Source organism: Quadrisphaera sp. RL12-1S, assembly GCF_014270065.1.
Lineage (GTDB): Bacteria > Actinomycetota > Actinomycetes > Actinomycetales > Quadrisphaeraceae > Quadrisphaera.
The window spans coordinates 43770-64772 of the sequence record NZ_JACNME010000012.1; the positions used below are offsets into that span (position 1 = coordinate 43770).

The 21003-nt window shown below is 75.3% G+C and carries 25 protein-coding genes; 5 read left to right on the top strand and 20 right to left on the bottom strand.

What is annotated here, in order from left to right:
• Positions 1–19: 19 nt before the first annotated feature.
• The 6 genes from H7K62_RS24220 to H7K62_RS17590 form a co-directional block, all read right to left on the bottom strand.
• A complete protein-coding gene (locus tag H7K62_RS24220) occupies positions 20–1633 on the bottom strand; it encodes a sensor histidine kinase (RefSeq protein WP_186720914.1) in 1614 nt (537 codons plus the stop codon).
• A complete protein-coding gene (locus tag H7K62_RS17570) occupies positions 1630–2433 on the bottom strand; it encodes a response regulator transcription factor (RefSeq protein WP_186720916.1) in 804 nt (267 codons plus the stop codon). The genes H7K62_RS24220 and H7K62_RS17570 overlap by 4 nt, the downstream gene beginning before the upstream one ends.
• A 17-nt stretch (positions 2434–2450) precedes the next feature.
• Positions 2451–3185, bottom strand: a complete 735-nt coding sequence (locus H7K62_RS17575) for a sulfite exporter TauE/SafE family protein (protein WP_186720918.1) — start codon at positions 3183–3185, stop codon at positions 2451–2453.
• A gap of 29 nt (positions 3186–3214) precedes the next feature.
• Positions 3215–3607, bottom strand: coding sequence for an ArsR/SmtB family transcription factor (locus H7K62_RS17580; protein WP_370591835.1), 393 nt, complete (start codon positions 3605–3607; stop codon positions 3215–3217).
• 20 nt (positions 3608–3627) lie between these two features.
• A complete protein-coding gene (locus tag H7K62_RS17585; RefSeq protein WP_186720919.1) occupies positions 3628–4284 on the bottom strand; it encodes a dihydrofolate reductase family protein in 657 nt (218 codons plus the stop codon).
• Between the two features lie 64 nt (positions 4285–4348).
• Positions 4349–5116: a phosphotransferase enzyme family protein gene (locus H7K62_RS17590; RefSeq protein WP_186720921.1), complete on the bottom strand. Its 768-nt coding sequence runs from the start codon at positions 5114–5116 to the stop codon at positions 4349–4351.
• A 44-nt stretch (positions 5117–5160) separates the two neighbouring features.
• On the opposite strand from H7K62_RS17590, the gene H7K62_RS17595 reads away from it, so the two are divergent.
• On the top strand, positions 5161–5817 hold the full coding sequence (locus H7K62_RS17595; protein WP_186720923.1) for an HAD family hydrolase: 657 nt from the start codon (positions 5161–5163) through the stop codon (positions 5815–5817).
• Positions 5818–5969: 152 nt separating this feature from the next.
• Here the strand turns inward: H7K62_RS17595 and H7K62_RS17600 are convergent, their stop codons facing one another.
• The 5 genes from H7K62_RS17600 to H7K62_RS17620 form a co-directional block, all read right to left on the bottom strand.
• Positions 5970–8657, bottom strand: a complete 2688-nt coding sequence (locus H7K62_RS17600; RefSeq protein ID WP_186720925.1) for a hypothetical protein — start codon at positions 8655–8657, stop codon at positions 5970–5972.
• A 141-nt stretch (positions 8658–8798) separates the two neighbouring features.
• On the bottom strand, positions 8799–9347 hold the full coding sequence (locus H7K62_RS17605; RefSeq protein ID WP_186720926.1) for a hypothetical protein: 549 nt from the start codon (positions 9345–9347) through the stop codon (positions 8799–8801).
• Positions 9326–10609: a L,D-transpeptidase gene (locus H7K62_RS17610; RefSeq protein WP_370591836.1), complete on the bottom strand. Its 1284-nt coding sequence runs from the start codon at positions 10607–10609 to the stop codon at positions 9326–9328. The genes H7K62_RS17605 and H7K62_RS17610 overlap by 22 nt, the downstream gene beginning before the upstream one ends.
• A gap of 99 nt (positions 10610–10708) precedes the next feature.
• The gene (locus H7K62_RS17615) at positions 10709–11062 is read right to left on the bottom strand and encodes a hypothetical protein (RefSeq protein ID WP_186720930.1); all 354 of its coding nucleotides are present in this window, start codon (positions 11060–11062) and stop codon (positions 10709–10711) included.
• A 335-nt stretch (positions 11063–11397) separates the two neighbouring features.
• A complete protein-coding gene (locus H7K62_RS17620; RefSeq protein WP_222437807.1) occupies positions 11398–12660 on the bottom strand; it encodes an MFS transporter in 1263 nt (420 codons plus the stop codon).
• A gap of 140 nt (positions 12661–12800) precedes the next feature.
• On the opposite strand from H7K62_RS17620, the gene H7K62_RS17625 reads away from it, so the two are divergent.
• Positions 12801–13505 (top strand): APH(3') family aminoglycoside O-phosphotransferase, encoded by a 705-nt coding sequence (locus H7K62_RS17625; protein WP_186720932.1) that lies wholly within the window; start codon positions 12801–12803, stop codon positions 13503–13505.
• Here H7K62_RS17625 and H7K62_RS17630 read toward each other — a convergent pair.
• A complete protein-coding gene (locus H7K62_RS17630; RefSeq protein WP_186720934.1) occupies positions 13478–14077 on the bottom strand; it encodes a hypothetical protein in 600 nt (199 codons plus the stop codon). The genes H7K62_RS17625 and H7K62_RS17630 overlap by 28 nt on opposite strands.
• Positions 14078–14183: 106 nt before the next feature.
• Here H7K62_RS17630 and H7K62_RS17635 point away from each other — a divergent pair, with 106 nt between their 5' ends.
• A complete protein-coding gene (locus tag H7K62_RS17635; protein WP_186720941.1) occupies positions 14184–14855 on the top strand; it encodes an SDR family NAD(P)-dependent oxidoreductase in 672 nt (223 codons plus the stop codon).
• Positions 14856–14989: 134 nt separating this feature from the next.
• Here the strand turns inward: H7K62_RS17635 and H7K62_RS17640 are convergent, their stop codons facing one another.
• Genes H7K62_RS17640 through H7K62_RS17665 form a run of 7 tightly spaced genes read right to left on the bottom strand, consistent with a single transcriptional unit; the run spans position 14990 to position 18470 of the window.
• Positions 14990–15844 (bottom strand): PHP domain-containing protein, encoded by an 855-nt coding sequence (locus H7K62_RS17640; protein WP_186720943.1) that lies wholly within the window; start codon positions 15842–15844, stop codon positions 14990–14992.
• Positions 15837–16139: a putative quinol monooxygenase gene (locus H7K62_RS17645; protein WP_186720951.1), complete on the bottom strand. Its 303-nt coding sequence runs from the start codon at positions 16137–16139 to the stop codon at positions 15837–15839. The genes H7K62_RS17640 and H7K62_RS17645 overlap by 8 nt, the downstream gene beginning before the upstream one ends.
• A 38-nt stretch (positions 16140–16177) precedes the next feature.
• The gene (locus H7K62_RS17650) at positions 16178–16498 is read right to left on the bottom strand and encodes a type II toxin-antitoxin system PemK/MazF family toxin (protein WP_186720953.1); all 321 of its coding nucleotides are present in this window, start codon (positions 16496–16498) and stop codon (positions 16178–16180) included.
• Positions 16488–16721, bottom strand: coding sequence for a hypothetical protein (locus H7K62_RS17655; protein ID WP_186720956.1), 234 nt, complete (start codon positions 16719–16721; stop codon positions 16488–16490). Before H7K62_RS17655 ends, H7K62_RS17650 begins: the two co-directional genes overlap by 11 nt.
• Positions 16722–16769: 48 nt before the next feature.
• Positions 16770–17282, bottom strand: a complete 513-nt coding sequence (locus H7K62_RS17660; protein ID WP_370591837.1) for a class I SAM-dependent methyltransferase — start codon at positions 17280–17282, stop codon at positions 16770–16772.
• Complete coding sequence (locus H7K62_RS22935) at positions 17258–17449, bottom strand: hypothetical protein (protein WP_255480671.1); 192 nt, start codon at positions 17447–17449, stop codon at positions 17258–17260. The genes H7K62_RS17660 and H7K62_RS22935 overlap by 25 nt, the downstream gene beginning before the upstream one ends.
• A gap of 10 nt (positions 17450–17459) precedes the next feature.
• Positions 17460–18470 carry a GlxA family transcriptional regulator gene (locus H7K62_RS17665; protein ID WP_222437809.1) on the bottom strand — a complete coding sequence of 337 codons (1011 nt, stop codon included), beginning with the start codon at positions 18468–18470 and terminating at the stop codon, positions 17460–17462.
• A 53-nt stretch (positions 18471–18523) separates the two neighbouring features.
• Between H7K62_RS17665 and H7K62_RS17670 the strand changes: the two genes are divergently transcribed.
• Positions 18524–19168 (top strand): DJ-1/PfpI family protein, encoded by a 645-nt coding sequence (locus tag H7K62_RS17670; RefSeq protein WP_186720958.1) that lies wholly within the window; start codon positions 18524–18526, stop codon positions 19166–19168.
• Between the two features lie 13 nt (positions 19169–19181).
• Here H7K62_RS17670 and H7K62_RS17675 read toward each other — a convergent pair whose 3' ends face one another.
• The gene (locus H7K62_RS17675) at positions 19182–19427 is read right to left on the bottom strand and encodes a hypothetical protein (protein ID WP_186720960.1); all 246 of its coding nucleotides are present in this window, start codon (positions 19425–19427) and stop codon (positions 19182–19184) included.
• Positions 19428–19551: 124 nt separating this feature from the next.
• Here H7K62_RS17675 and H7K62_RS17680 point away from each other — a divergent pair, with 124 nt between their 5' ends.
• Positions 19552–20994 carry an MFS transporter gene (locus tag H7K62_RS17680; RefSeq protein ID WP_186720962.1) on the top strand — a complete coding sequence of 481 codons (1443 nt, stop codon included), beginning with the start codon at positions 19552–19554 and terminating at the stop codon, positions 20992–20994.
• Positions 20995–21003 lie beyond the last annotated feature (9 nt).

Genomic DNA, 21003 nt, shown 5'->3' on the forward strand with positions numbered 1-21003 from the left:
GGGGGCTGGGGGCTGGCGCTCAAGAACCTCTCAGACTGGGCCGTTCGTGAGAGGAGTCCGAGCGCACCGGTCCGGTCGGCGGTCCTGCCGGCGGTCCTGCCGGCGGGTCCTCCGACAGCGGCAGCGTCAGCCGGAAGGTGGTCCCGCGCGCGGACGGCACCAGCGCGAGGTCCCCGCCGTGGGCGCGAGCGATCCCCCGGGCGATGGCCAGCCCCAGCCCGCTGCCGCCGCCGCTGCGGGCGTCGTCGGCGCGCGTGAACCTGTCGAAGACGCGCGCCCGCAGCTCGGCGGGCACACCCGGCCCGTCGTCGGCGACGTCCAGCTGGGCCCAGCGCCCGCCGTCGGCCTCCACCTCGCGGGCGGTGACGAGCACCGCGGTGCCGGGCGGGGTGTGGCGGCGGGCGTTGGACAGCAGGCCCGCCACCACCTGGTGCAGGCGCTGGCGGTCCCCGGGCACGTCGATCGGCTCCTCGGGCAGGTCCGCGCTCCACGCGTGGTCCGGGCCGGCGGCGCGCGCGTCCACGAGGTCCTCCAGCACCAGCAGGCTCAGCGGCACCTGCTCGCGCCCGAGCGGGCGGCCGGCGTCGAGGTGGGCGAGCAGCAGCAGGTCGTCCACGAGGTGGGCCATCCGCTCGCTGGCCACGCCGATCCGCTGCAGCGACGCCCGAGCCACGCCACCGCTCCCGTCCCCTTCTCCGTTCCCCTTGCCGTTGCCGTTGCCGTCCGAACGCAGGGCCTGCTCGACGTGGGCCTGCACCACCGCCAGCGGCGTGCGCAGCTCGTGGCTGGCGTCGGCCATGAACCGGCGACGGCGCTCCTCCTCGCGGTCGCGCACCAGCAGGGCGGCGCGCACGTGCTCCACCATGGCGTCCACGGCGCTGCTGACGCGGTGCACCTCGCGGGTGGACCCCGGCGCCGTCACCGGACCGGGCAGCCCCGCGGCCGAGCCCGCCAGCGGCAGCTCGGTGATGGACTGGGCGGTGGCCGAGACCGCCGCCAGCGGGCGCAACCCCCGGCGCACCACCACGGCGGTCACCGCACCGCCCACGGCCGCGGCGAGCAGACCCAGCAGCAGCTCGGCCACCACCACCTTGCGCAGCACCGCCCCGACGGACGTCAGCGGCAGCCCCGTCACCTGCACCAGGCCGTCGTCGGTGATGACGCGCACCCGGTAGTCGCCCAGGCCCTCCAGGTCCACGGTGCGCGCGCCGTCCCCGGGCCGCAGCGCGGTGAGCGCGGCGGTGGACCGGCTGTCGAGCTCGGCGGGGACCACCTCGCCGTCCTGGGCGACCACGGCCGCCTGGACCACCGCCCCGTCCCGCAGGACCACCCCCAGCGTGCCGACGCCCTGCCCCTGCCCGACGCCCGTGACCGGTCCGCCCTGCGAGCGGGAGTCCTGGCCGCTGCTGCGCCCGCCGCCGTCGTCCCCGTCACCGTCGGGGCGGCCGTCGATCTCCCGGGAGTACCGACCACCCGCTCCCGCCAGCTGCGCGTCCAGCTGCGACAGCAGCGCGGAGCGCACCACCACCACCGTGCCCACCCCCGTCACCGCGGCCACCGCGAGCACGAGCACCACGAGCGCGGCGGTGAGGCGCCCGGACAGCGTCGGGCGCTCGCGCTGGCGACGGCTCACTGCGGCGTCCGCAAGACGTACCCGACCCCGCGCACGGTGTGGATGAGCGGGGTGCGGCCGGCGTCCACCTTGCGGCGCAGGTAGCTGATGTAGAGCTCCACGACGTGCGCGTCCCGGCCCAGGTCCTGCTGCCAGACCTCCGCGAGGATCACCTGCTTGGACAGCACCTTGCGCGGCGTGCGCGCCAGCAGGCGCAGCAGCTCGAACTCCGTGGCCGTCAGCTCGATGCGGACCGGCGGGTCCTCGCCGCGGAACACCTCGTGGGTGTCCTCGTCCAGGCGCAGGTCCTCGAACACCAGCTGCCGCCCCGCCGCGCCGCCCTCCCCGCTCCCGGCGCCCGCACCCGTGACGGCGACGGTGCGCCGCAGCAGGCCGTGCAGGCGCACCACCACCTCCTCGAGGTGGAACGGCTTGGTGAGGTAGTCGTCCCCGCCCAGCCGGATGCCCGTGACCCGGTCCTCCAGCGCCGACCGTGCGGTGAGGAAGAGGACGGCGACGCCCGGGTCCGCGCGGCGCAGGTGCTCCAGCACGGAGAACCCGTCGAGGTCGGGCAGCATGACGTCGAGGACCACCGCGTCGGGGCGGAACGACCCCGCCACCCGCACCGCCGCGCTGCCGGTGTGCGCGACCGCCACCTCGTAGCCCTCCCCGCGCAGCACCGTGGACAGGACGTCGGCCAGGTCCGGCTCGTCGTCGACCACCAGCACGCGTCCCGGTGTCCCGTCAGCCCGCAGCGGCGCACCGCCGCGCGGGATGGGCGCCACGCCGCTGCTCGCCGGCGGGGGTGTCGTGGGAACCATGCGCACAGCATCACCGCTCAGGCGCCGAGGAGGAACAGCGCTCCGGCGGCCACCAGCGCCACCTCGACCACCACCACGAACGCGCGCTCCGAGAGCGGCCCCACCACTCGCCGTCCCACCCACGCGCCCGCCAGCGACGCCGGGGACAGCACCAGCCCCAGCAGCAGCACGCGGCTCGTCAGCAGGTCCCCCGCGCCGTAGGCCCCCAGCTTGGCCACGTGCACCACCACCGCACTGGCCGCCTCCGTGCCGATGTACGCCGCCCGCGTCAGGCCCACGGCCAGGAAGAACGGCGCCGTCAGGGGGCCCACCGACCCCAGCAGCGCCGACCCCAGCCCCGAGGCCGCGCCCACGGCCACGAAGGCCCGCTCCCCCGGCGCCCGCGGCGGGCGCTCGCGGTGGGCGCGCCACCGGCGCCACGCCACCACGGCCAGCAGGAACACCCCGAGCACCCGCTGCAGCGGCGCGAGCGGCGCCTGCGCGAGCAGCAGCCCGCCCACCACCGCCAGCGGCACCGCCCCGAGGGCGAACCAGCCCACCAGCGGCCACCGCACCTCGTCGCGGTTGAACGCCACCCGGGAGCCGTTGCTCACCAGCTGCACGAGCGTCAGGGCGGGCACCGCCACCCGCAGCCCGAACAGGCCGGTGAACACCGGCAGGAGCAGCACGCCGCCGCCGAAGCCCGACACCGCCGACAGCAGCGCCAGGGCGAACGCCGCGGCCGACGCCGTGACGAGGGCGAGCGGGCTCACACGGCGGTCAGGTGCTGGCCGGGTGCTGGTCAGGCTGTCGCGGGCGGTTCCCCCGCGTCGGAGCGGGCCGGCTCGGCGTGGTGGTGGCGCGGGGTGCCGCCCAGGGCGTGCTCGGCCTGGAAGATCGCGTCGCTCACCAGCTGCGGCACGTGCTCGTTGGCCAGCCGGTAGAACACGCGCACGCCATCACCACGGGTGGTGACGATGCGCGCCAGGCGCAGCTTGGCCAGGTGCTGCGAGACCGACGCCGGAGACCTGTCCACCACCTCGGCGAGGTGGTTGACGGACAGCTCACCGGCGTCCTTGAGGGCCAGCAGGATCCGCACGCGCGTGGCGTCGGCCAGCATCGAGAAGACCTCGACGGCCAGCTCGACGTAGTCGCTGTCAGGAAGACGTCCGCACGTCTGCTGGCCCTCGCGCACCCCCGGATGGTGGCACGGGGTCAGCGCCGCCAGAGCAGGTGGTGGACCACGCCGCTGGGGCTGGGCACCACCTCGTGGTGGAACCTGTCGTCCAGCTCCTCGGGCGAGTCCCACAGCCGGCTGCCCCCACCCAGCTCGACCGGGACGACGACGACGTGCAGCTCGTCCACCAGGTCGGCCTCGAGGAACGAGCGGATGCTCTGCGCTCCCCCGCCGAGCCGCACGTCGAGCCCGCCCGCGGCGGCCTTCGCCAGTGCGGCGACCTCGGCGGGAGCAGCGTCGGTGAAGTGGAACGTGGTGTCCGAGAGCGTGAAGGACGGGCGCAGGTGGTGCGTCATCACGAAGACCGGGGTGTGGAACGGCGGCTCCTCCCCCCACCAGCCCCGCCACTCCTGGGCGCTGGCCTCGGTCCAGGGCCCGCGGTGGGGGCTGAACTTGTTCGCGCCCATGACCTCCGCGCCGATGCCGTGGTGGAAGCCGCGGACCAGGTGGTCGTCCAGACCGCGCGTGCCACCGGGGCGCGCGGGGCCGGGAGCGCTGGCGGTGGCGAACATCCAGCCCGCCATCTGGCGCGGGTCGGCGTGCCCGAAGGGCCGCTCGAGGCTCTGCCCCTCCCCTGCTCCGAACCCGTCGGAGGAGACGGAGAAGTTCTGGACCTTGAGCAGCTGCTGCGACACGTGGTTCCTCCGAGCGGTGCGGGTCGTGCGGGTCGTGCGGGTCGCGCGAGTGGCCGTGGTGGCCTCAGCCACCACGACCGGTCGGCGACCTGGGACTCATCGCAGCGACCTCGCCCGCCAGCGAGCGGGTCACCTCCAGCTTCGACGCCCAGCGGGCCGGCCATCCCCGCGCCACCCACGTCGCGTGCGGCTCGTGGCCTGCGGCCCCGAGGTGGACCACCTCGTCGACCGCCCGCTGCTGCCGCGCGAGCACCGCGTCGACCACGTCGAGCGGTCCCTCCCAGGCGTACCCGTCCAGGAAGGCGTCGATGCGCGCCCGCCGGGACGGCTCGGGCGGCAGGCCCCTGCGGCGGAGCTCGGAAGGATCGGTCTCGAAGGGCGCGAGCCACTCCAGCGCGTAGGCCACGTCGCTGAGCGGCTCCGCCGGGCGGGCGCCGTCCCAGTCGAACAGGCCGACGGCGACGCCGTCCCGCCAGGCGGTGTTGGCGGGCTGGACGTCGCCGTGGCAGACCACCGGCCCGCCCTCCACGGGCACGGACCAGACCGCGTCCGCCGGCGGCACCCACGACCGCGTGGCGTCGTGGACGCGGCGCAGCAGCCGGCCGGCGGACCTCACGCCGTCGAGGTGGACCTGGTGGGGCCAGGCGTCCTGTCCCGCGTCGCCCAGGACCAGGCCGACGCGCTCCACGCCGTCGACCACGCCCAGGGGCTCCGGCACCGGCAGCCCCCGGTCGCGCAGGTGCCTCAGGAGGTGGTGGACGGTGCCGGTCCACGGCTTCGCCGGCCGCAGCACCACGTCGCCGACCACCCGGACCTCCCGCTGAGCGGTCATGGTCGGAGGCTACGGCGGCCAGCTCGCCTCCTAGGGTCGCGGTCGTGGGGCGGGTGGTCTTCTTCGATGTCGACGGCACGCTGAGGGCCGCGGGCACGCCGTCGACCGGAGCCTTCCTGGCCGGTCGCAAGGGAGACTTCGAGCGCGTGGCCGCTGCGGAGTCGGCGTACGCGCGCGGCGAGATGACCAACCAGCAGGTGAGCGACGTCGACGCCACCGGCTTCGCGGGCCTGCCCACCGCACGGGTGGACGTCTGGCTCGACGAGCTGCCCCTCATCGGCGGCATCGACGTCGTCGTCGGGCACTGCCGTCAGCGGGACTGGCTTCCGGTGCTGGCGAGCCTCGCGTGGACGGCGGTCACCGAGCACCTGGCGCGCCGCTTCGGGTTCGCGCTCAGCGGCGGGCCTGAGCTGGAGGCGGTCGAGGGCCGGTACACGGGCCGGGTGCTGACCCCCTGGGACGAGCACGACAAGCGCGACGCCGCCCTCGCCGTCGCGGCGGAGCACGGGATCTCCCCCTCGGCCTGCCTGGCCGTCGGGGACAGCCGCTCGCACCTGCCGCTGTTCGCCGTCGTCGGCGGCTCGGTGGCCCTCAACGCGTCGGCCGCGTGCGCTGCGGTGGCGTCGAGGTCCCTGGTGACGCAGGACCTGGCCGACGTCATCCCGCTGCTCGAGGCCCTGGCCGCCAGGTCGGCCCCGTGATGGGGCTCCGCGGTCTGGGTGTGTTCTGCAGCCGCACCGGCGGTGGTCCGGCAACCGATGCTGTGCGGATTGCTCGCTGCCGTTATCAGGCTGGTGAAGCTGGACGTCAGCCACCGACCGACCGACCGAGAGACAGCGGCTGGATGCTGTTATCAGTCCAGGACGTCGGTGAGGTCGGGCAGCAGTGGGGTGGCGCTGCGGTGGTAGACCCGTCCGGTCGGTGAGGTCCAGGTGAAGGTGCCGGGGCTGGGTTGGGTCAGGTCCCAGCCGCCGTGGGTCTTGGCGGTGTGCCAGCGCTGGCAGATGCAGCCGAGGTTGCCGGCTTGGGTGAGTCCTCCGCGCAGGCGGGTGGGGGTGGCCGGGCCCCAGGCGGTGGTGTGGTCCAGCTGGGTGGCTCCGGCGCGGGTGGGGTGGTGGCAGACCGGGGAGATGCAGACCGCGTCGCGGGTGCGGACGTGGGCGGCCAGCAGTACTGAGGGTCGGTAGGTGACTTCGATGCGGGTGGCGGGGTCGTTCGGGTCGGGGGTGGCGGTCTGGTCGATCAGCACCTGCAGGTGTTCGGCCGTGCTGCGGGTCGGGCGGGTGGTGCGGGTGGTGCGGGTGGGGAGGGTGTTGGGGGCGGGCAGGGTCCAGCGGGAGCGGTGGGTCAGCACCCCGGTGGTGGGGTCAGCGACCAGGCGTCGCCAGCGGGCTGCGCGCACAGCGGTGCGGGTGATGTGGGGGGCGAGGCGTCCGATGCCGGGGACGTGGCCGAAGGGGCCGTACCCGGCCAGGGCGCGGCGGGCGGAGCGGGCAGCGCGAGCAGCCCACAGCCGCTCCTGCCCGCTGCCGGTAGGCGTGCCGGCGGGGTTGCTGTCGGTGCTGGTGGAGGTGGGGGCAGGTCGCAGCGCCCCGGTGGCCTCGTGGTGTCGCGGGGTGGGCACCGGTGGGCGACCACGGGACGTCTCGGCAGCCTGACCGGCGGCCTGGTCGGTGGGGTGGGGAGGGGGCTGTGCAGTTGTGGGGCGGGGTCGTTCTCGTCCTGGCCCCGCCGCCTTCGGCGGTGCGGGCGGTGAGGGCGGTGAGGGCGGTGAGGGCGGTGAGGGGGCGCTCGGACGATCCGAGGCAGATGAGGTGCCCAGCTCACGGCCGCCGGAAGCGGCGGCGGCGTTGGTAGGCGGGCGGCTGGGCGTGGGTGGTGGCTCCTCGCCCTCGGGGCCGTCCTCAGGGCCGTCGTCCTCAGGGTCCTCGGGGTCTTCGTCCTCGGGGTCCTCGGGGTCTTCGGGGTCTTCGGGGTCTTCGGGGTCTTCGGGGTCTTCGGGGTCTTCGGGGTCGTCTAGGTCGGCGAGGTCGTCGGCCAGGACCACGATGTGCACCTCCGAGAGCCGGGCCCGCTGCTCAGGGGTGGGGATGGCCACCGGCTTGCGGGTGTCCGGGACCAGACCGCTCACCGGCGCCGGCGGCTGGACTCCACTGCCGAGGCCGTCGGAGCCGTCGAAGCCATCGCCGTCCTCGTCGTCCTCGTCGTCGTCAGCGGCGTCAGCGGCGTCGTTGTTGTTGTTGTCGATGGGGTGGGAGGTGAACAGGTCATCCACGCCGGTGGGCCCGCCGGTCCTCGCGCTGGGCGGGGCGGGCTCACCCACGACCTCGGCCAGGACCTGCGGGGTCAGGCTGAAGTCACCGACGACCAAGCTCACCAGCACGTCCGCGCGCAGCTGCCCCAGCGACCGCTGCTCCTTCTCCTGGCCCTGCTGGCCCTGCTGGCCCTGGTCGCCGGCAGCACCAGCACCAGCACCAGCACCAGCGCTGGGGTCGGCGTGGGTGTAGGTGTCACCGTCCCTGGCGTTGGCGGCCACCTGCTGCAGCACCTGCCACACCCGCGCCGCATCAGAAGCCTCCAGCGTGGCCACCACCTGCCGGCACCCCGGCACCGCAGAACGACGCAGCACCACATCGCGCTCGTCGATCCCAGCGGCCATCGCCCGGGCCGCGTACCCGGGGTCAGCAGCCAACGCTGCTTCCTCCAGCACCCCCGCCATCCGGGCCCGGCTCAAGGATGCCGCTGCGGCCACCGCCGCAGCCTCCACCTGCGCCCGCGCTGCCTGCCCGCCCGGGCCCTCAGGTAGGCGGCGGCAGACCTCGGCCAGCACGTCCAGCTGGGCGGGGGTCATCACTCCCCGGGTCAGTGCTTCCTCGGCTGCGGGCAGCTGGGTGAGCTGGCGGGCCAGGCCCACCAGTGCGGTGGCGGTGCGTCCGGCGATGCGCAGCACCGGGGCCAGCTCATCAGAGGCTGGGCGGCGGGTGTCCTTGGCTGCAGCGCGGGTGGGGTTCTCGGCGAGCTTGGCTGCGTCCAGGCCGTTGATGAGGTTCAGGTGCAGGGCGTGCAGGTAGGAGGTGCAGCGGGCGGAGGCGGCGACCACCTCGGTCCACTCCCGACTGGACAGTCCCAGCCCCGTCACCGGCGCCTGCTCACCACGCCCACCACCGGTCCCGCCGCCGGTCTCGCCGTCGCTGCTGTCACTGCCGTCGTCGTCGTCGGGGCACCCTTCCCCGGCGGTGACGGCGGCCAGCAGCGCGTCCAAGGCCGCCATCTGGGCACCGTCAGGGTCAGCGGCGATGACCGCGGCGACGGCGGGGCGGATGCGGCGCCGCTCGGCGATGGACCCGGTCAAGGGATCGCTCAGCAGCTGCTGGGTCCACCAGGGACGGCTGAAGCGGACCGGCCCCCCGCCGTCGCCCTCGGGGTCGGCGTCCAGGTCGGCGTCGGTGTCGGCGTCCAGATCGAAGGCCTGCGCGTCCCCGGTGCCGGGCTGGTCGGCGTCATCGCCGACCGCCCAGTCCGGGGGTGCGCTGGTGGTCATGGCGGAGACGTTAGGGGTCACCACCGACAGTCCGGTGGTCCTCGTTCCCGCAGCTCAGGACCGTGATCACAGTCTCACGGAACGTGACAACAGACCCCCGGAGGGCGCCTCAGAACCGGGACAGGACGCACCCCCCGACCGTCAGCGCTCCCCGTCGGACGCACCCCGGAACCGCCTCGCCGGCTCGTCCTCGCCGTCCCCGTAGGAGGTGGTCACGGGCCGGAACGCGCCGTCGTCCGGCGCGTACCGCAGCGTGACCTCACCGGCGGCCGACGCGCGGGCCGCGTCGACGGCGACCTCGCGCATGTCCCCGGGCGCCAGCACCACGGTCGACGACGCCGGCATGCGGGTGTCGAAGGTGAAGACGCTGTCGAGCCCGTCCTGCGTGCACCCCGACCGGACGTGCGCGCGGTCGCCGTCCACGAGCAGCGGCGAGGTGCCGTGCTCGTCGGCCTCCACCCGGGGGCAGGACGCCTCGACCACCACGTGGACGACGACGGGCAGCCCGTCCACCGGTCCGCGTCCGGCGTCGACGAGCTCCGGGTCGTCCTGACCGCTGCCCGAGCACCCGGTGACGAGCAGGCCGACGAGCGCGAGGACCCCGCCGACGGCGAGGAGCCTCGACCCGAGCAGACCCGACACCGCCGCAGCCCCCACCGCCGAGCGGGTCAGGTCTGGGGCGCGGTCCACTGCTCCCAGCTCAACACCCAGTCCCCCAACCCGTTCGTCAGCTCCATCGCACGATCCGTCCCCGTCACCTCCACCACATCCCCCCGCCGAGACAGGTCGAAGAACCACTTCGCATTCGCATCCGAGACGTTCAGACACCCGTGCGAGACGTTGCGGTGCCCCTGCGCAGCCACCGACCACGGCGCCCCGTGCACGAACTCCCCCGAGTTCGCGATCCGCGTGGCCCACTTCACCTGCGTCGCGTAGTCCTGCCCCACCGTGCGCCCGTCCATCAAGAAGTCCGCGTGCTTCTCCAGCACCAGGTGCACCCCAGAACGCGTCACGAACGCCGGATCCGCATCCTCCCGACCCGCCGAGATCGGGATCACCCGCGCCACCGCCCCGTTGACCCGCACCGTCATCTGGTGGGAATCCGTATCAGCGGTCGAGACGTGCGCATCCCCCACCGAGAAGTCCGCCGCCCGGTCCGAGGACCCCCACCGACCCCCCACCCGCACCTGCGTCATCGGCGCCTTCACCGACACCGCCGTCCCCGCCGGCCAGTACACCCGCGGACGCCAGTGCACCTCCGAGTCCGTCACCCACCGCCACGCACCCTCCACCGCCGACCCGTCAGGGGCCTTCGTGCTCACGGACACCGCGCCGGTCACCCCCGCACGGTCAGCCACCGGCACCGGCACCGCGAAGATCAGCGCCACCGGCATCCCGACACCCACCACCTCACCGTCCAGCGGCATCATCTTCACCCCCGCCACCTGGTCGGCCCCGGCCACCGTGAACGACAACCGCGCCGACACCGGCTGGCCGCCGGCCCCCTCGCCGGCACCCGCCGCCGTGGCGACCGCCGTGTAGGAGGCGCCCCTGTCCAGCGCCTCCGCCGGAGACCACGCGCCGTCAGCGGCCGAGGCACCCGCGACCTGCGTGCCGTCGGCGGCGGTGACCACCACCGACTGCAGCGCACCGCCGCTCACCGTGGGGCGCACCACCGGCCGCGTCGAGGTCACGTCGCCGGCTGCGGCGGCGTCGACCCCGTCCACGGCGAGGGACACCCGCACCGGCGGGGCTGAGGACGACGACGGCGCCGGCGCCGAAGCTCCCGCTGCCGCGGAACCCGCAGCAGGCGACGGACCGCACCCGGCCAGGAGCCCCCCTGCGCCCGCGACCCCACCGGCGAGCGCGAGCAGGAACACCCGGCGGGTGGCACCGCTGGCACCCCCGACGTCACCGGACCGCGCTCTGCGCTGCTCAGCGGCCACGTCCACCCCTGCCCTTGCGGCGCAGCGGCGCCGCCGTCGCGAAGAGGGTGGTCACGCCGACGGCCGAGGCCACCCACACGACGGCGGCCACGTCGAGCAGGGCGCTCACAGGGCCCACCGCCCCGACACGGCAGCCGCCCCGACGACCCCGCCGGTCGCCTCGTGAGCGGTCCACGCGGTGCCGCACCGCTGCGCCAGGCGGCGCAGGTGCTCCAGCACCAGCAGCTGCCCGGGGGTCCACGCGGCGCAGGCGGTCTCGTCGACCTGCAGCTCGAGCGCGCCGAGCTGCAGGGCGCGACGCACCTGCACGGCGAACGGGCCGAGGTCGTCGCCCCTGCTCAGAGGGGGCGCGGTGAGCGCCACCACCGGGCAGGGCGCCTGCGCGCTGCGGTGGCGGGGTCGGGGAAGGTCGAGGACGTGCACGGACGTGGGACGCGGTCGCAGGCTCTGGCGTTGCACTCTCGGAGTTCGGAGCCGTCAGCCCTGGGGGAAGGCCAGAGCCAGCACGAGAACGGCGGTCGCAGCCGTCACGACCACCAGCTGCAGGTAGGCGGTGCGTCGCTTGTAGCGGCGGACCTCGCTCGTCGAGCGCATCAGACGTTCCTCCACCACTGTCGAGCTCCAGGCCGCGCTCCGCGGGACGCGGGGCCGACCCCGTCAGGCTGCCGCGCCGGCGGTGGCGGGCGGATCAGCCTGGGAACGGGTCCGTGGGCACCCCCGTCATCCTGCGGACGTACACCGTGCGGGGACGACGCGCGTCGTCGTCGTCCTCGTCGACAGCGGACGGCGAGCGGTCAGGCGGAGCGGCCGGGCGCGTAGGCCTGCGCCACGGAGGCGCGGGAGAAGACGTGCCAGGTGCTGGCGCTCACTGCGAGCGCCAGCCCGAAGCCCACCCAGTACGGCGCGGTGAGGCCGGCGGCGGACGCCAGCGCCCCGCCCAGCAGGGCGCCGAGGAAGTTGCCGCCGGCGGAGACGAAGAGGGTGGCGCTGCCCACCCGGCCGAGCATCTCCGGCGGGGTGAGGCGCTGTCGCAGCGACGTGGCGACGATGCCCCAGAGCGACCCGTGCACGCCGAAGACCACGAGCACCACCCCCACCAGCACGGCGCTGGTCGACGCGGCGAGCACGAGGTGCAGGCACGCCTCGACGAGCAGGCCGATGCGGATGGTCCAGGTGGGGGTGGCCCAGGCGATGATCCGGTCACCGGCGGCGGCGCCGGCGAGGCCGCCGACGGCCATGCAGCCCAGCAGCACCCCGTAGCCGACCGGTCCCAGGCCGAGGCGCTGCTGCGCCACGAGCACCAGCAGCGCGAGCGCCGCGTAGTAGGTGAGGTTGAGCAGGCCGATGAGCAGGGCCATGGTGCGCAGCATCCGCTGCCGCGCCAGCCACCCGAACGCCTCGCCGACCTCCCCGAGCGCCACCTGCAGCCGCCCCGGGCCCCCTTCCGGCCGGGGACGGGCCGGGGCCGGGTAGCGACCCGGGAGGACCGCCAGCAGCGCCGCGCCGGCCACCATGGCCACGGCCGCGACGAGGAACGGCGCCCCGGCGGCCACGGCGAACAGTGCACCGGCCAGCGGTCCGGCCAGCACGCCGTTCATGAGCGTCGCCGAGCCGTACAGCCAGCCGTTGGCGCGCTCGAGGGACATCTCGCCCACCACGTCGGGCACCAGCGTGGAGCCGGCGATGCGGCTGACCACCTCGCAGGCGTTCACGGTGAAGAGCACCCCGTACAGCAGCGCCACTCCCCCGGCCCCGGCGACGACGACGGCGCCCAGGGCCACCAGCGCCGCGGCGCGCACGGCGTCGAGCACCACCAGCAGGCGCCGGCGGTCCACCCGGTCCACCAGCACGCCGCCGGGCAGCGCGAACAGCAGCCACGGGAGCCACGCGACGGCGAACGCCGACGAGACCACCAGCGGGTCGCTCGAGTACGTGGCCACCAGCAGCGGGGCGGCGATGAGCACCAGCCCGGTGCCCAGCGCGGAGGCCGAGGAGGAGGCCCACAGCCGCGCGAACCGCCCGTCGACGCCGCCCACCGCCGCGCCGCGTCCCCCCACGGCAGCAGTCTGCCGGTGCTGCTGCCGGTGCTGCTGGGCGGCCGGTGTGACGCCCGACAGGCAGAAGTCCCCAGGGGCGCCCCGACCGGGTCTCCTGCCAGGGTTCTGCCTGTCCGGCGTCACGGGCGGGAGGAGCACGGGTGGGCGAGTGGGAGCCGGTGACCGCCGGGAAGTCGGGCGCGCGGGTGTGGCGCGGCCGCGGCGTGCACCGCAAGCAGGACGCCCCCGAGCGGCTGGCGGCCGAGTCCGCCCGCCTGACCTGGCTGGGCGCGCAGGGGTTGCCGTGCCCGCAGGTCGTCTCCCTGGGCGAGTCCGGCCTGGTCACCACCACCGTTCCCGGCCGCCCCGCCACCCACCTCGACCCCGCCGCGCGGCCGCGCGCCACCGCCTCCCTCGCCGAGGTGCTGCGGGCCCTCCACGCGCTCCCCGTGACCAGCTGCCCCTTCGACGCCCGCCTGAGGACGACGACGACGGCCGCGCGGCGGCGAGCAGCCGACGGCCTGGTGGACCTGGCTGACCTCGACCCCGAGCACCGGGGCTGGTCGGCGGCGCAGCTGCTCACCGCGCTCGACGCGAGCCTGCCGTCGCAGGAGGAGCTGGCAGTCTGCCACGGAGACCCCGGCCTGCCGAACATCCTGTTCGACGACACCGGGGAGGTGACGGGCCTGCTCGACGTCGAGCGGCTCGGCGTGGCCGACCGGTGCCGCGACCTGGCGATCGCGCACCGGAGCACCCGCGACCGGCTCGGCGGGGCCGCCGCCGAGGAGCTGCTGGCGCACTGCGGTGCGAGCGCGCGCGATCGCGGCCTCCTGCCCTTCTACCGCCTGCTGGACGAGTTCTTCTGACGCCGGTGGGCGCGCCGAGGCAGGCCGCCGGAGCCGCTGCGCACCACGTGGACGGCCTCGCCCAGCACGCGCCGCAGGACCGTCAGCTGGTGCGCCGTCCACGTGGGCCGGTAGGAGTCGAGGTCGAAGAGGTAGGGGACGTTCGCCGCGACGAGCTTGTCGTAGCAGTGGTCCACCGACCGCCCGCGCGGGTTCCAGCACCCGCCGGTGCTGTGGCTGACGTCTCCGGCCCAGTTCCACAGACTGAGACCCGCCTCGACGTCCAGCCACGTCCTGCGGCGGGCGAGCCAGTCCTGCGCCGGCGTGAGGTCAGAGACCAGCGTGCTGCGGTCGCCCTGCTGGTCGGGGTCGTGCTCCCAACCACGTCTGAGGGCGTCCGCGAGGCACTCCTCCTCGGTCTCCCACGAGAGCACTCGGTCCCCCTGGGCGGCCACCGGGTCGGCCCACCCGTGCCCGACCGGGCCCCACCAGTACCAGCGCAGCTTCCCGTCGAAGCGGACGGCGCACGGCGCTCCGCGGCTCGGCACGACGAGAGGCGCTTCGTCTGGGCCGCCCAGGACGCCTCTGGTCACGGGCGGACGCTAGGCGGCCAGGCCTGCGCGAGGCGACGCGTTTTCGCTCGTCGGGTCGTCGTGCCCCAGGCTGGGTCGGGTACCACCGCGATCGACGAGGAGCGCCATGACCACCGCCGTCATCATCGGAGCAGGTCCGGGCCTGGGCGCCGCAGCAGCCCGCAGGTTCGGCGCTGAGGGCTTCGCCGTCGCCCTGGTCTCCCGCACCCAGGCGAACGTCGACGCGCTGGCCGACCAGCTGCGCGCCCGCGGCGTCGACGCCCGCGGCTACGCCGCGAGCGTGCGCGACCTCGGGTCGCTGCGCGAGGCGCTGCGCCGCGCCGCCGAGGACCTCGGGCCCGCGGAGGTGGTGCAGTACAGCCCCATCCCGCAGCCGGAGTTCCTGCGGCCGGTGCTCGAGACGGGCGCGGACGACCTGCGCGCCGCCGTCGAGTTCTCCATCCTCGGTCCGCAGGCGGTGGTGAGCGAGGTGCTGCCGGGCATGCGGCGGGCGGGCCGCGGGACGCTGCTGTTCGTCAACGGCGGCAGCGGCGCCCGCCCCAACCCCGCGGTGGCGGGCACGTCGGTGGCGTTCGCCGGGGAGAGCGCGTACGCGCGGATGCTGCACACGGCCCTCGCCGACGACGGTGTGCACGTCGGGCAGCTGATCATCCCCGGGGGCATCGAGGTGGGGCACCCCACGCACGACCCGGACGTCCTCGCCGGGCACCTGTGGCGGATGCACGCCGAGCGTGACGGGTTCCGCGTCTTCGCCGAGCCAATGCCTGACCTCCCCTGACCCCCGCCCCGTCCGTGATCATGGGCGGACGGCCACCGCACCCGGGGACCACGGCCCTGGCAGCCGCAAACGGCTTGCGCAGCGGATCACGATGGGGACGTGACGCGCCTGAGGGTGAGGAGCCGCTCTCCGGCTCAGCGGGTCCAGGGGTCCTCGGGGCGGCTGCCGCGGCTGAAGCCGAAGTGCTCGACCAGCGCCACCGCCTCGGGGAAGTGGGAGGCCAGCAGCTCGGGCACGTGCGCGTCGCTGCCGAACGTCACAGCCCGACCGCCCTCCTGCGCCCACCACTGCGGCAGCCACGACCACAGGCGCCGCGTGTTCATCTCCAGCGCGCGTCCGCTGTCGGCGATGGCGCGCAGCGCCACGCGGAACGGCTCCTCGAACCGGCGCGGGTCGAACGGCCCGGCGTCCTCGACCGGCCAGGTGCGCACGGCGTAGTCGAGGTGGGTGACCACGGTGAAGGGCGCGTCTCCGGCCACCAGGCGGGGCACCTCCTCGAGGTAGGCGGTCATCACCTCCTCGGGAGCCAGGAACCGGTAGAGGGTGTTCGGCTCAGCGCGGTCCTCGCCCCAGGGCAGGGTGTGCAGCGACCCGATGACGCGGTCGAGGGCGTCCAGGTCCAGCAGCTGCCGGGCCTCCCGCTCGCGCAGGTGCGGCTGGCCGAACTCGACGCCCGTGTGGATGCGCAGCTCGGGGAACTGCGCCCGGCACCGCTCGACGCTCTCGAGGTAGCCCGCCACGTCGAACCGCGGGAGGGCGACGTGCCCGGTGTCGTCCACGAGGTGCCGCTGCACGGGCGTGAGGTCCTCGCGGTCTGCCCGCCAGGCGTCCTCCAGGTCCAGGTGCTCGGTGAAGAAGAGCGCCGGGAGCCCGATCCGCACCGCCCGCCTGCAGGTGGCCTCCATGGTCCCGGCGGCCTGCGAGCGCGGGCCGCCGGTGTCCCACGACCACTCGCTGTGCACGTGGGAGTCGGCGGGGAGCTCAGTCATGCAGGGGCGACCCCACCACGTCGAACCGGAACCCGCCGAACTCCCCCGACAGCATCGGACGCGCGGCGGCGATGGCCTCCTGCACCTCGGGCAGCTGCAGCGACGCGCGGTGCGCCTCGGCGCTGTCCCACACCTCGGCGACGAAGACCGTGTCCGGCTGGTCGTCGCTCACACCGACCTCGTACAGCTGGCAGCCCACCTGGCGCAGCGCGTCGTTGCGGCGCGTGAGGTGCGCGACCAGCTCGTCCCTCCTGCCGGCCACCGCACCGAGGGTCCCCGCGTTCACGAACGTCATGGCGCGCATCCTGGCGGAGGGGGCCGACAGCCCACCCGTCAGAGGTCCAGGACCAGGCGCAGGGCAGCGTCGACGCGCTGGAGCTCGTCGAGGCTGAGGTAGCCGACGGCGTCCCCGAGCCGGCTGGGGTCGACCGCTGCGGTCTGCTCCGCCAGGACCCGCGTGGGCTGCCCGCCGACCTCCACCAGCGGGCGGAAGGTCGCCTCGCGCGCAGACGTCGAGGTGGGAGCCACCAGCCACGTCGACAGGGGCAGGAGGTCGGACTGCACCACGACGGCGTACCGCGGTCCGCCCTGTTCGTGCCCGCGTGCGGCATGCGGGCCTCGGGGTGCGCGCAGGCGGTGGACCTCACCACGCACGCAGCGCCTCCATGTCTCGCAGCACCTGCGCCGACTCCGCTCGGTCCAGAGGGTCGGCTGCCAGCGCAGAGGCTTCTGCGCGGAGCTGTTCCTGGACCACCGCGCGCGCTGCCTCGATGAGAGCGGCTCGGACGGCAGTCGACACCGACGAGCCGTCCGCGGTGAGCACTGCGAGCGCCCGACGCGCGTCCTCGTCGGGGCGGAAGGTGATGGTCTCAGGCACCTGCCCAGTGTCTCACAATGCGTAAGACACAGCTAGGTCCACGTCCCGTCACTGCTGAGCCAGCCGCGCCGATCGCGGCGACGGCGGCGAGGGCAGCCGCGCGAGGACCCTGCCCTGGGGCACCTCGGCGTCGGGCTCGCGCAGCGTCGTCTCCAGCAGCTCGAAGCCGGCGTCCCGCAGCCAGCCGCACGTCAGCGCCACCGTGCGGCGGTGCACGTCCACCGCCATCGGCAGGCCGCCGTAGCCCTGCGTCTTCCGCCTCACCACGTCACCGACGTGCCAGGCGGTCAGCAGCAGCCCGCCGGGGCGCAGCGCCCTGGCGAAGCCGTCGAGGACGCCGACGACGACGTCGTCGGGCGCGTGGATGAGCGAGTACCAGGCGAGCACCCCCGCCAACGACCCGTCGGCCGCGGGCGGGTCCGTCATCGACGCGGTCTCGAACTGCACGCCGGGGTGGTCGAGCCTGGCGCGCCGCACCATCGCCGGCGAGAGGTCCACGCCCGTGGCGTCGAGGCCGAGCCCGGCCAGGTGAGCGGTCAGGTGGCCCGGGCCGCAGCCCACGTCGAGGACGCGGCCCCCGCCGTCCTGCTCGACCAGGTCGGCGAACAGCTGCAGCTGCGCGCGGTCGTGCGGGTCGCCTCGAGGTAGCCGCTGAGCAGGTCGGCGTAGCTCTCGGCGACCGCGTCGTAGGAGTCTCGCGTCCTGGTCAGCCAGTCCCGTCCGTCCACGGCGACGACCCTAGGAAGACCCCGCGACAGCGGCCGGGGTGAAGGCGGCCCGGTAGGCGGTGGGGGTGGTCCCGTAGGCGGCGCGGAAGTGCTGGCGCAGGTTGACCGCCGTCCCGAGCCCCGACCGCTGGGCGACCCTGTCGATGGTGACGTCGGGGTCCTCCAGCAGCCGGCACGCGACCCGCAGCCGCTGCGCGGTCAGCCACCGGTGCGGGCTCGTCCCCGTCGCCCGCGCGAACGCCCGGCAGAAGGACCGCGGCGACATGAGCGCCCGGCGCGCGAGGTCCTCGACGGAGATCGGCTCCTCGAGGTGGTCCAGGGCCCACGCCACCACCCCCGCCAGGGAGCCGGCCGGCGGTGCGCCGTCCTGCGAACCTGCGACCGCGACCGACGGCGGCACGAACTGCGCCTGCCCTCCCGCCCGGTGGAGCGGGGCGACCACGTGCCGCGCTCGCTCCACCGCCGCCGCACGTCCGTGGTCGACCTCGACCAGGTGCAGGCACAGGTCGATGCCGGCGGCGACGCCGGCGCTGGTCGCCACCGCGCCCTCGTCCACGTAGAGGACGCCGGGCCGCACGTCGACCCGCGGGTGCAGCCGCGCCAGGTCAGCCGCCTGCGCCCAGTGCGTGGTGGCGGCGCGGCCGTCGAGCAGCCCGGCCTCGGCCAGCGCGAAGGCGCCCGAGCAGATGGACGCCATCCGGGCCCCGCGGGCCGCGGCGTCTCGCAGCGCCGCCAGCACCCCGTCGGGCACCGGGCGCCGGTCGTAGCCGGGCACCAGCACCGTGTCCGCCGACGCCAGGGCGGACAGGTCGCCGTCCACCGTGATCGAGAAGCCGCTGGTGGTCCGGACCGGGCGCCCGTCGACGCTCACCAGGTGCACGCGGTAGCCCACGTCCCCGTGGCCGAAGACGTGGGTGGCGATGGTCAGGTCGAGGGCGACGACGTCGGCGAGCGCGAGCACCACCAGCACGTGGCGCCCGTCGTCGTCCTCGTGTGCGCTTCTGACGAGATCGTTGCCCACAGTGGCGAACGTGCCACTCCCACCCACCTCGGGGGAAGCGGCAGCCTGGCCGCATGCGCATCGAGATCGTGGTGTTCGACGGGTTCGACGAGCTGGACGTCTTCGGGCCCCTGGAGCCGCTGGCGAACGTCGCCGGCCAGGGGGCGGACCTCTCCGTGCAGCTCGTCGGGGCGCACGGCCCCGGCACCGTGCTGGCGCAGCACGGCACGCGGATCGTGGTCGAGCACGGGCTGGGGGCCGGCGCGGAGGTGCCCGACGCCGTCGTCGTCCCCGGCGGTGGGTGGCTGAACCGCGCCCCGCAGGGCGCGTGGGCGCAGGCGCAGGACGGCGCTCTGCCCGCGCGGCTGGCGGAGCTCGCGCCGGGCCTGCGGTGGGTGGCCTCGGTCTGCACCGGTGCGTTCCTGCTGTCCGCTGCGGGGCTGCTCACCGGGCGTCCGGCGACGACGAACAGGTCGGCGAAGGCCGAGCTGGCGGCCGCCGGCGCGCGCGTCCTCGACCACCGGGTGGTCGACGACGGAGACGTCGTCACCGCGGGAGGCCTGAGCGCCGGCATCGACCTGGGCCTCCACCTCGTGGAGCGCGAGGCGGGGGCCGCGCTGGCGGACCGGGTCACCGCGGCGCTGGAGCACCAGCGGTCCACCGACACGTGGCGGCGCGACGCCGGACGGCCGGTCTCGATGCTCGGCGACCCGCGGTGACCGCGCCTCGCCGTCAGTACCTGCTGGCGGCGCCGGCGCCGGCGTCGGGGCGCTGGGCGGGGCGGAAGCGCTGGCAGGCGCACGCGTCGCAGACGGTGCGGACGTAGGGGTGCTCGTGCAGGTGCCACATGTGGCCGCAGGTGCACAGGGTCATGGCCACGGAGGCGCGGCGGTCGAGCTCGAGCAGCTCGGGCGGCCACTCCTCCTCGACCGGTCCGACCAGCCGCGCGAGCAGCCGGCGCAGCGCCTCCTTGAGCACGTCACAGGGTGGAACGCGGGGGCCACCAGCACAAGTGCCAGCGGTCCCCCCCGCAGGCCCGACCGGCTGAGAGCTGGACCACGCGCCAGGTCCGGTGTCGGTGATCGCCACTACGGTGCGGGCCGTGCGAGGAGGACACGGCGCCCCACCGCCGCGAGCCGCGCTGCGGGACCTGTTCCGCGGCGCCCGCGGGCGCCTGCTCGGCGCGTTCCTGCTGACGGAGTTCGCCGCCGGCGTCGGCGGCCTCAGCTACTCGGCGGTGCTGCCGGTGGCGGCCCGCGAGCTCGGGGGCACCGCGCTGTACGGCCCGGCGGTCACCGCCTCCGGCGTGGTGAGCATCGCGTTCATGGCGTTCGGGGCGTACCTGCACGGGCGGCTCGGCCCGCAGGTGCAGCTGTGGGCGTCCACGCTCGTGTTCCTGCTCGGCGTCGCCGTCACGGTCACCGCGCCGAGCATGGTGTGGGTCGTCGCCGGGCTCGCGCTGCGCGGCGTGGCCGCTGGCCTCATGGCCGGGCTGGGGCTGGGGGTGCTCGCGCAGCTCTACCCCGACGCCCGTGAGCGCGAGCGCGCGTTCGGCCTCTTCGCGCTCATGTGGGTGGTGCCGTCCCTCGTGGCACCGCTGGTGAACAGCGCACTGCTGCTGAGCCTGGGCTGGAGGACGGCGATGGCGTGGCCGGCGCTGCTGCTCCTGGCGGGCCGTCTGGGGATCTCCCGGGCCATGCGCGTGGTGGTGCGGGAGCCGCCCGCTGAGCCGACGAGGGTCCGCGGCCCCGGGGCGTTCCTCGCTGTGGCCGGCGGGCTCGCGGTGGTGCAGGTGGCCGTCGGCGCACAGGCGCGTCTCGGACCTGCGCTGGGCGTCGTCGCCGCCCTCGTCCTCTGCGTCCTGGTGCTGGTGCTGCCGTTCCGGCGGGCGCTGCGACTGACCGTGCCCGGGCAGCGGCGCGTGCAGGCCGGTGGCTGGGTGCTGGCGCTGGTGTGCGGGTGCTACTTCTCCCTCGACGCGCTTTTGCCGCTGCTGGCGGTCACCTACCTGGACCGCACGGGAGTGCTGGCCGCGGTGCTCGTGGCGGTGAGCGCCCTGACGTGGGCGCTGGTCAGCGGCGGAGGGCATGGCGCTCGGCTCTCGGCGAGGGCGGCCCACCGCGTGGCCGGGGTGGCCTTCCCGGTGTGCGGGCTGCTGCTCGTGGTGTTCGCCGGGGCGCTGACCGCGGACGTCGTCGCCGGGAGCGTCGTGCTGTGCCTGGTGGCGGCCGTCAGCGGTCTGGCCGTCGGCGCTTCCTACCCCAGGGTCATGGCACAGGCGCTGGACGGGTTCGACGTGCGCGACGGGACGACCACCACCCACGGCGGCGTGGCGCTGGAGCTGGGAGAGGACGTCGGGACGGCGGTCGGGGTCAGCCTGCTCGCCGGGGTCGGTGCGCTGGCCGTCGGCGCCGGGCCCGCGTGCGTAGTAGCGCTGGCGGCGGCGTTCACGGCCGTCGCCGCCGCTGGGTGGGCGCTGTCGGGGCGCAGCGGGGTCTGGGGACCGGCCGCGTCCCCCGAGGGGGCCGTCAGCGGGCGCGGCTAGCGTCGTCGT

What these genes read in the sequence shown, in the direction of transcription:
- H7K62_RS17570 (WP_186720916.1), bottom strand. Translation starts at nt 2,433, where the DNA reads ATGGTTCCCACGACACCCCCGCCGGCGAGCAGCGGCGTGGCGCCCATC.
- H7K62_RS17590 (WP_186720921.1), bottom strand. Translation starts at nt 5,116, where the DNA reads ATGACCGCTCAGCGGGAGGTCCGGGTGGTCGGCGACGTGGTGCTGCGG.
- H7K62_RS17600 (WP_186720925.1), bottom strand. Translation starts at nt 8,657, where the DNA reads ATGACCACCAGCGCACCCCCGGACTGGGCGGTCGGCGATGACGCCGAC.
- H7K62_RS17670 (WP_186720958.1), top strand. Translation starts at nt 18,524, where the DNA reads ATGCGCATCGAGATCGTGGTGTTCGACGGGTTCGACGAGCTGGACGTC.
- H7K62_RS17640 (WP_186720943.1), bottom strand. Translation starts at nt 15,844, where the DNA reads ATGACTGAGCTCCCCGCCGACTCCCACGTGCACAGCGAGTGGTCGTGG.
- H7K62_RS17645 (WP_186720951.1), bottom strand. Translation starts at nt 16,139, where the DNA reads ATGACGTTCGTGAACGCGGGGACCCTCGGTGCGGTGGCCGGCAGGAGG.
- H7K62_RS17635 (WP_186720941.1), top strand. Translation starts at nt 14,184, where the DNA reads ATGACCACCGCCGTCATCATCGGAGCAGGTCCGGGCCTGGGCGCCGCA.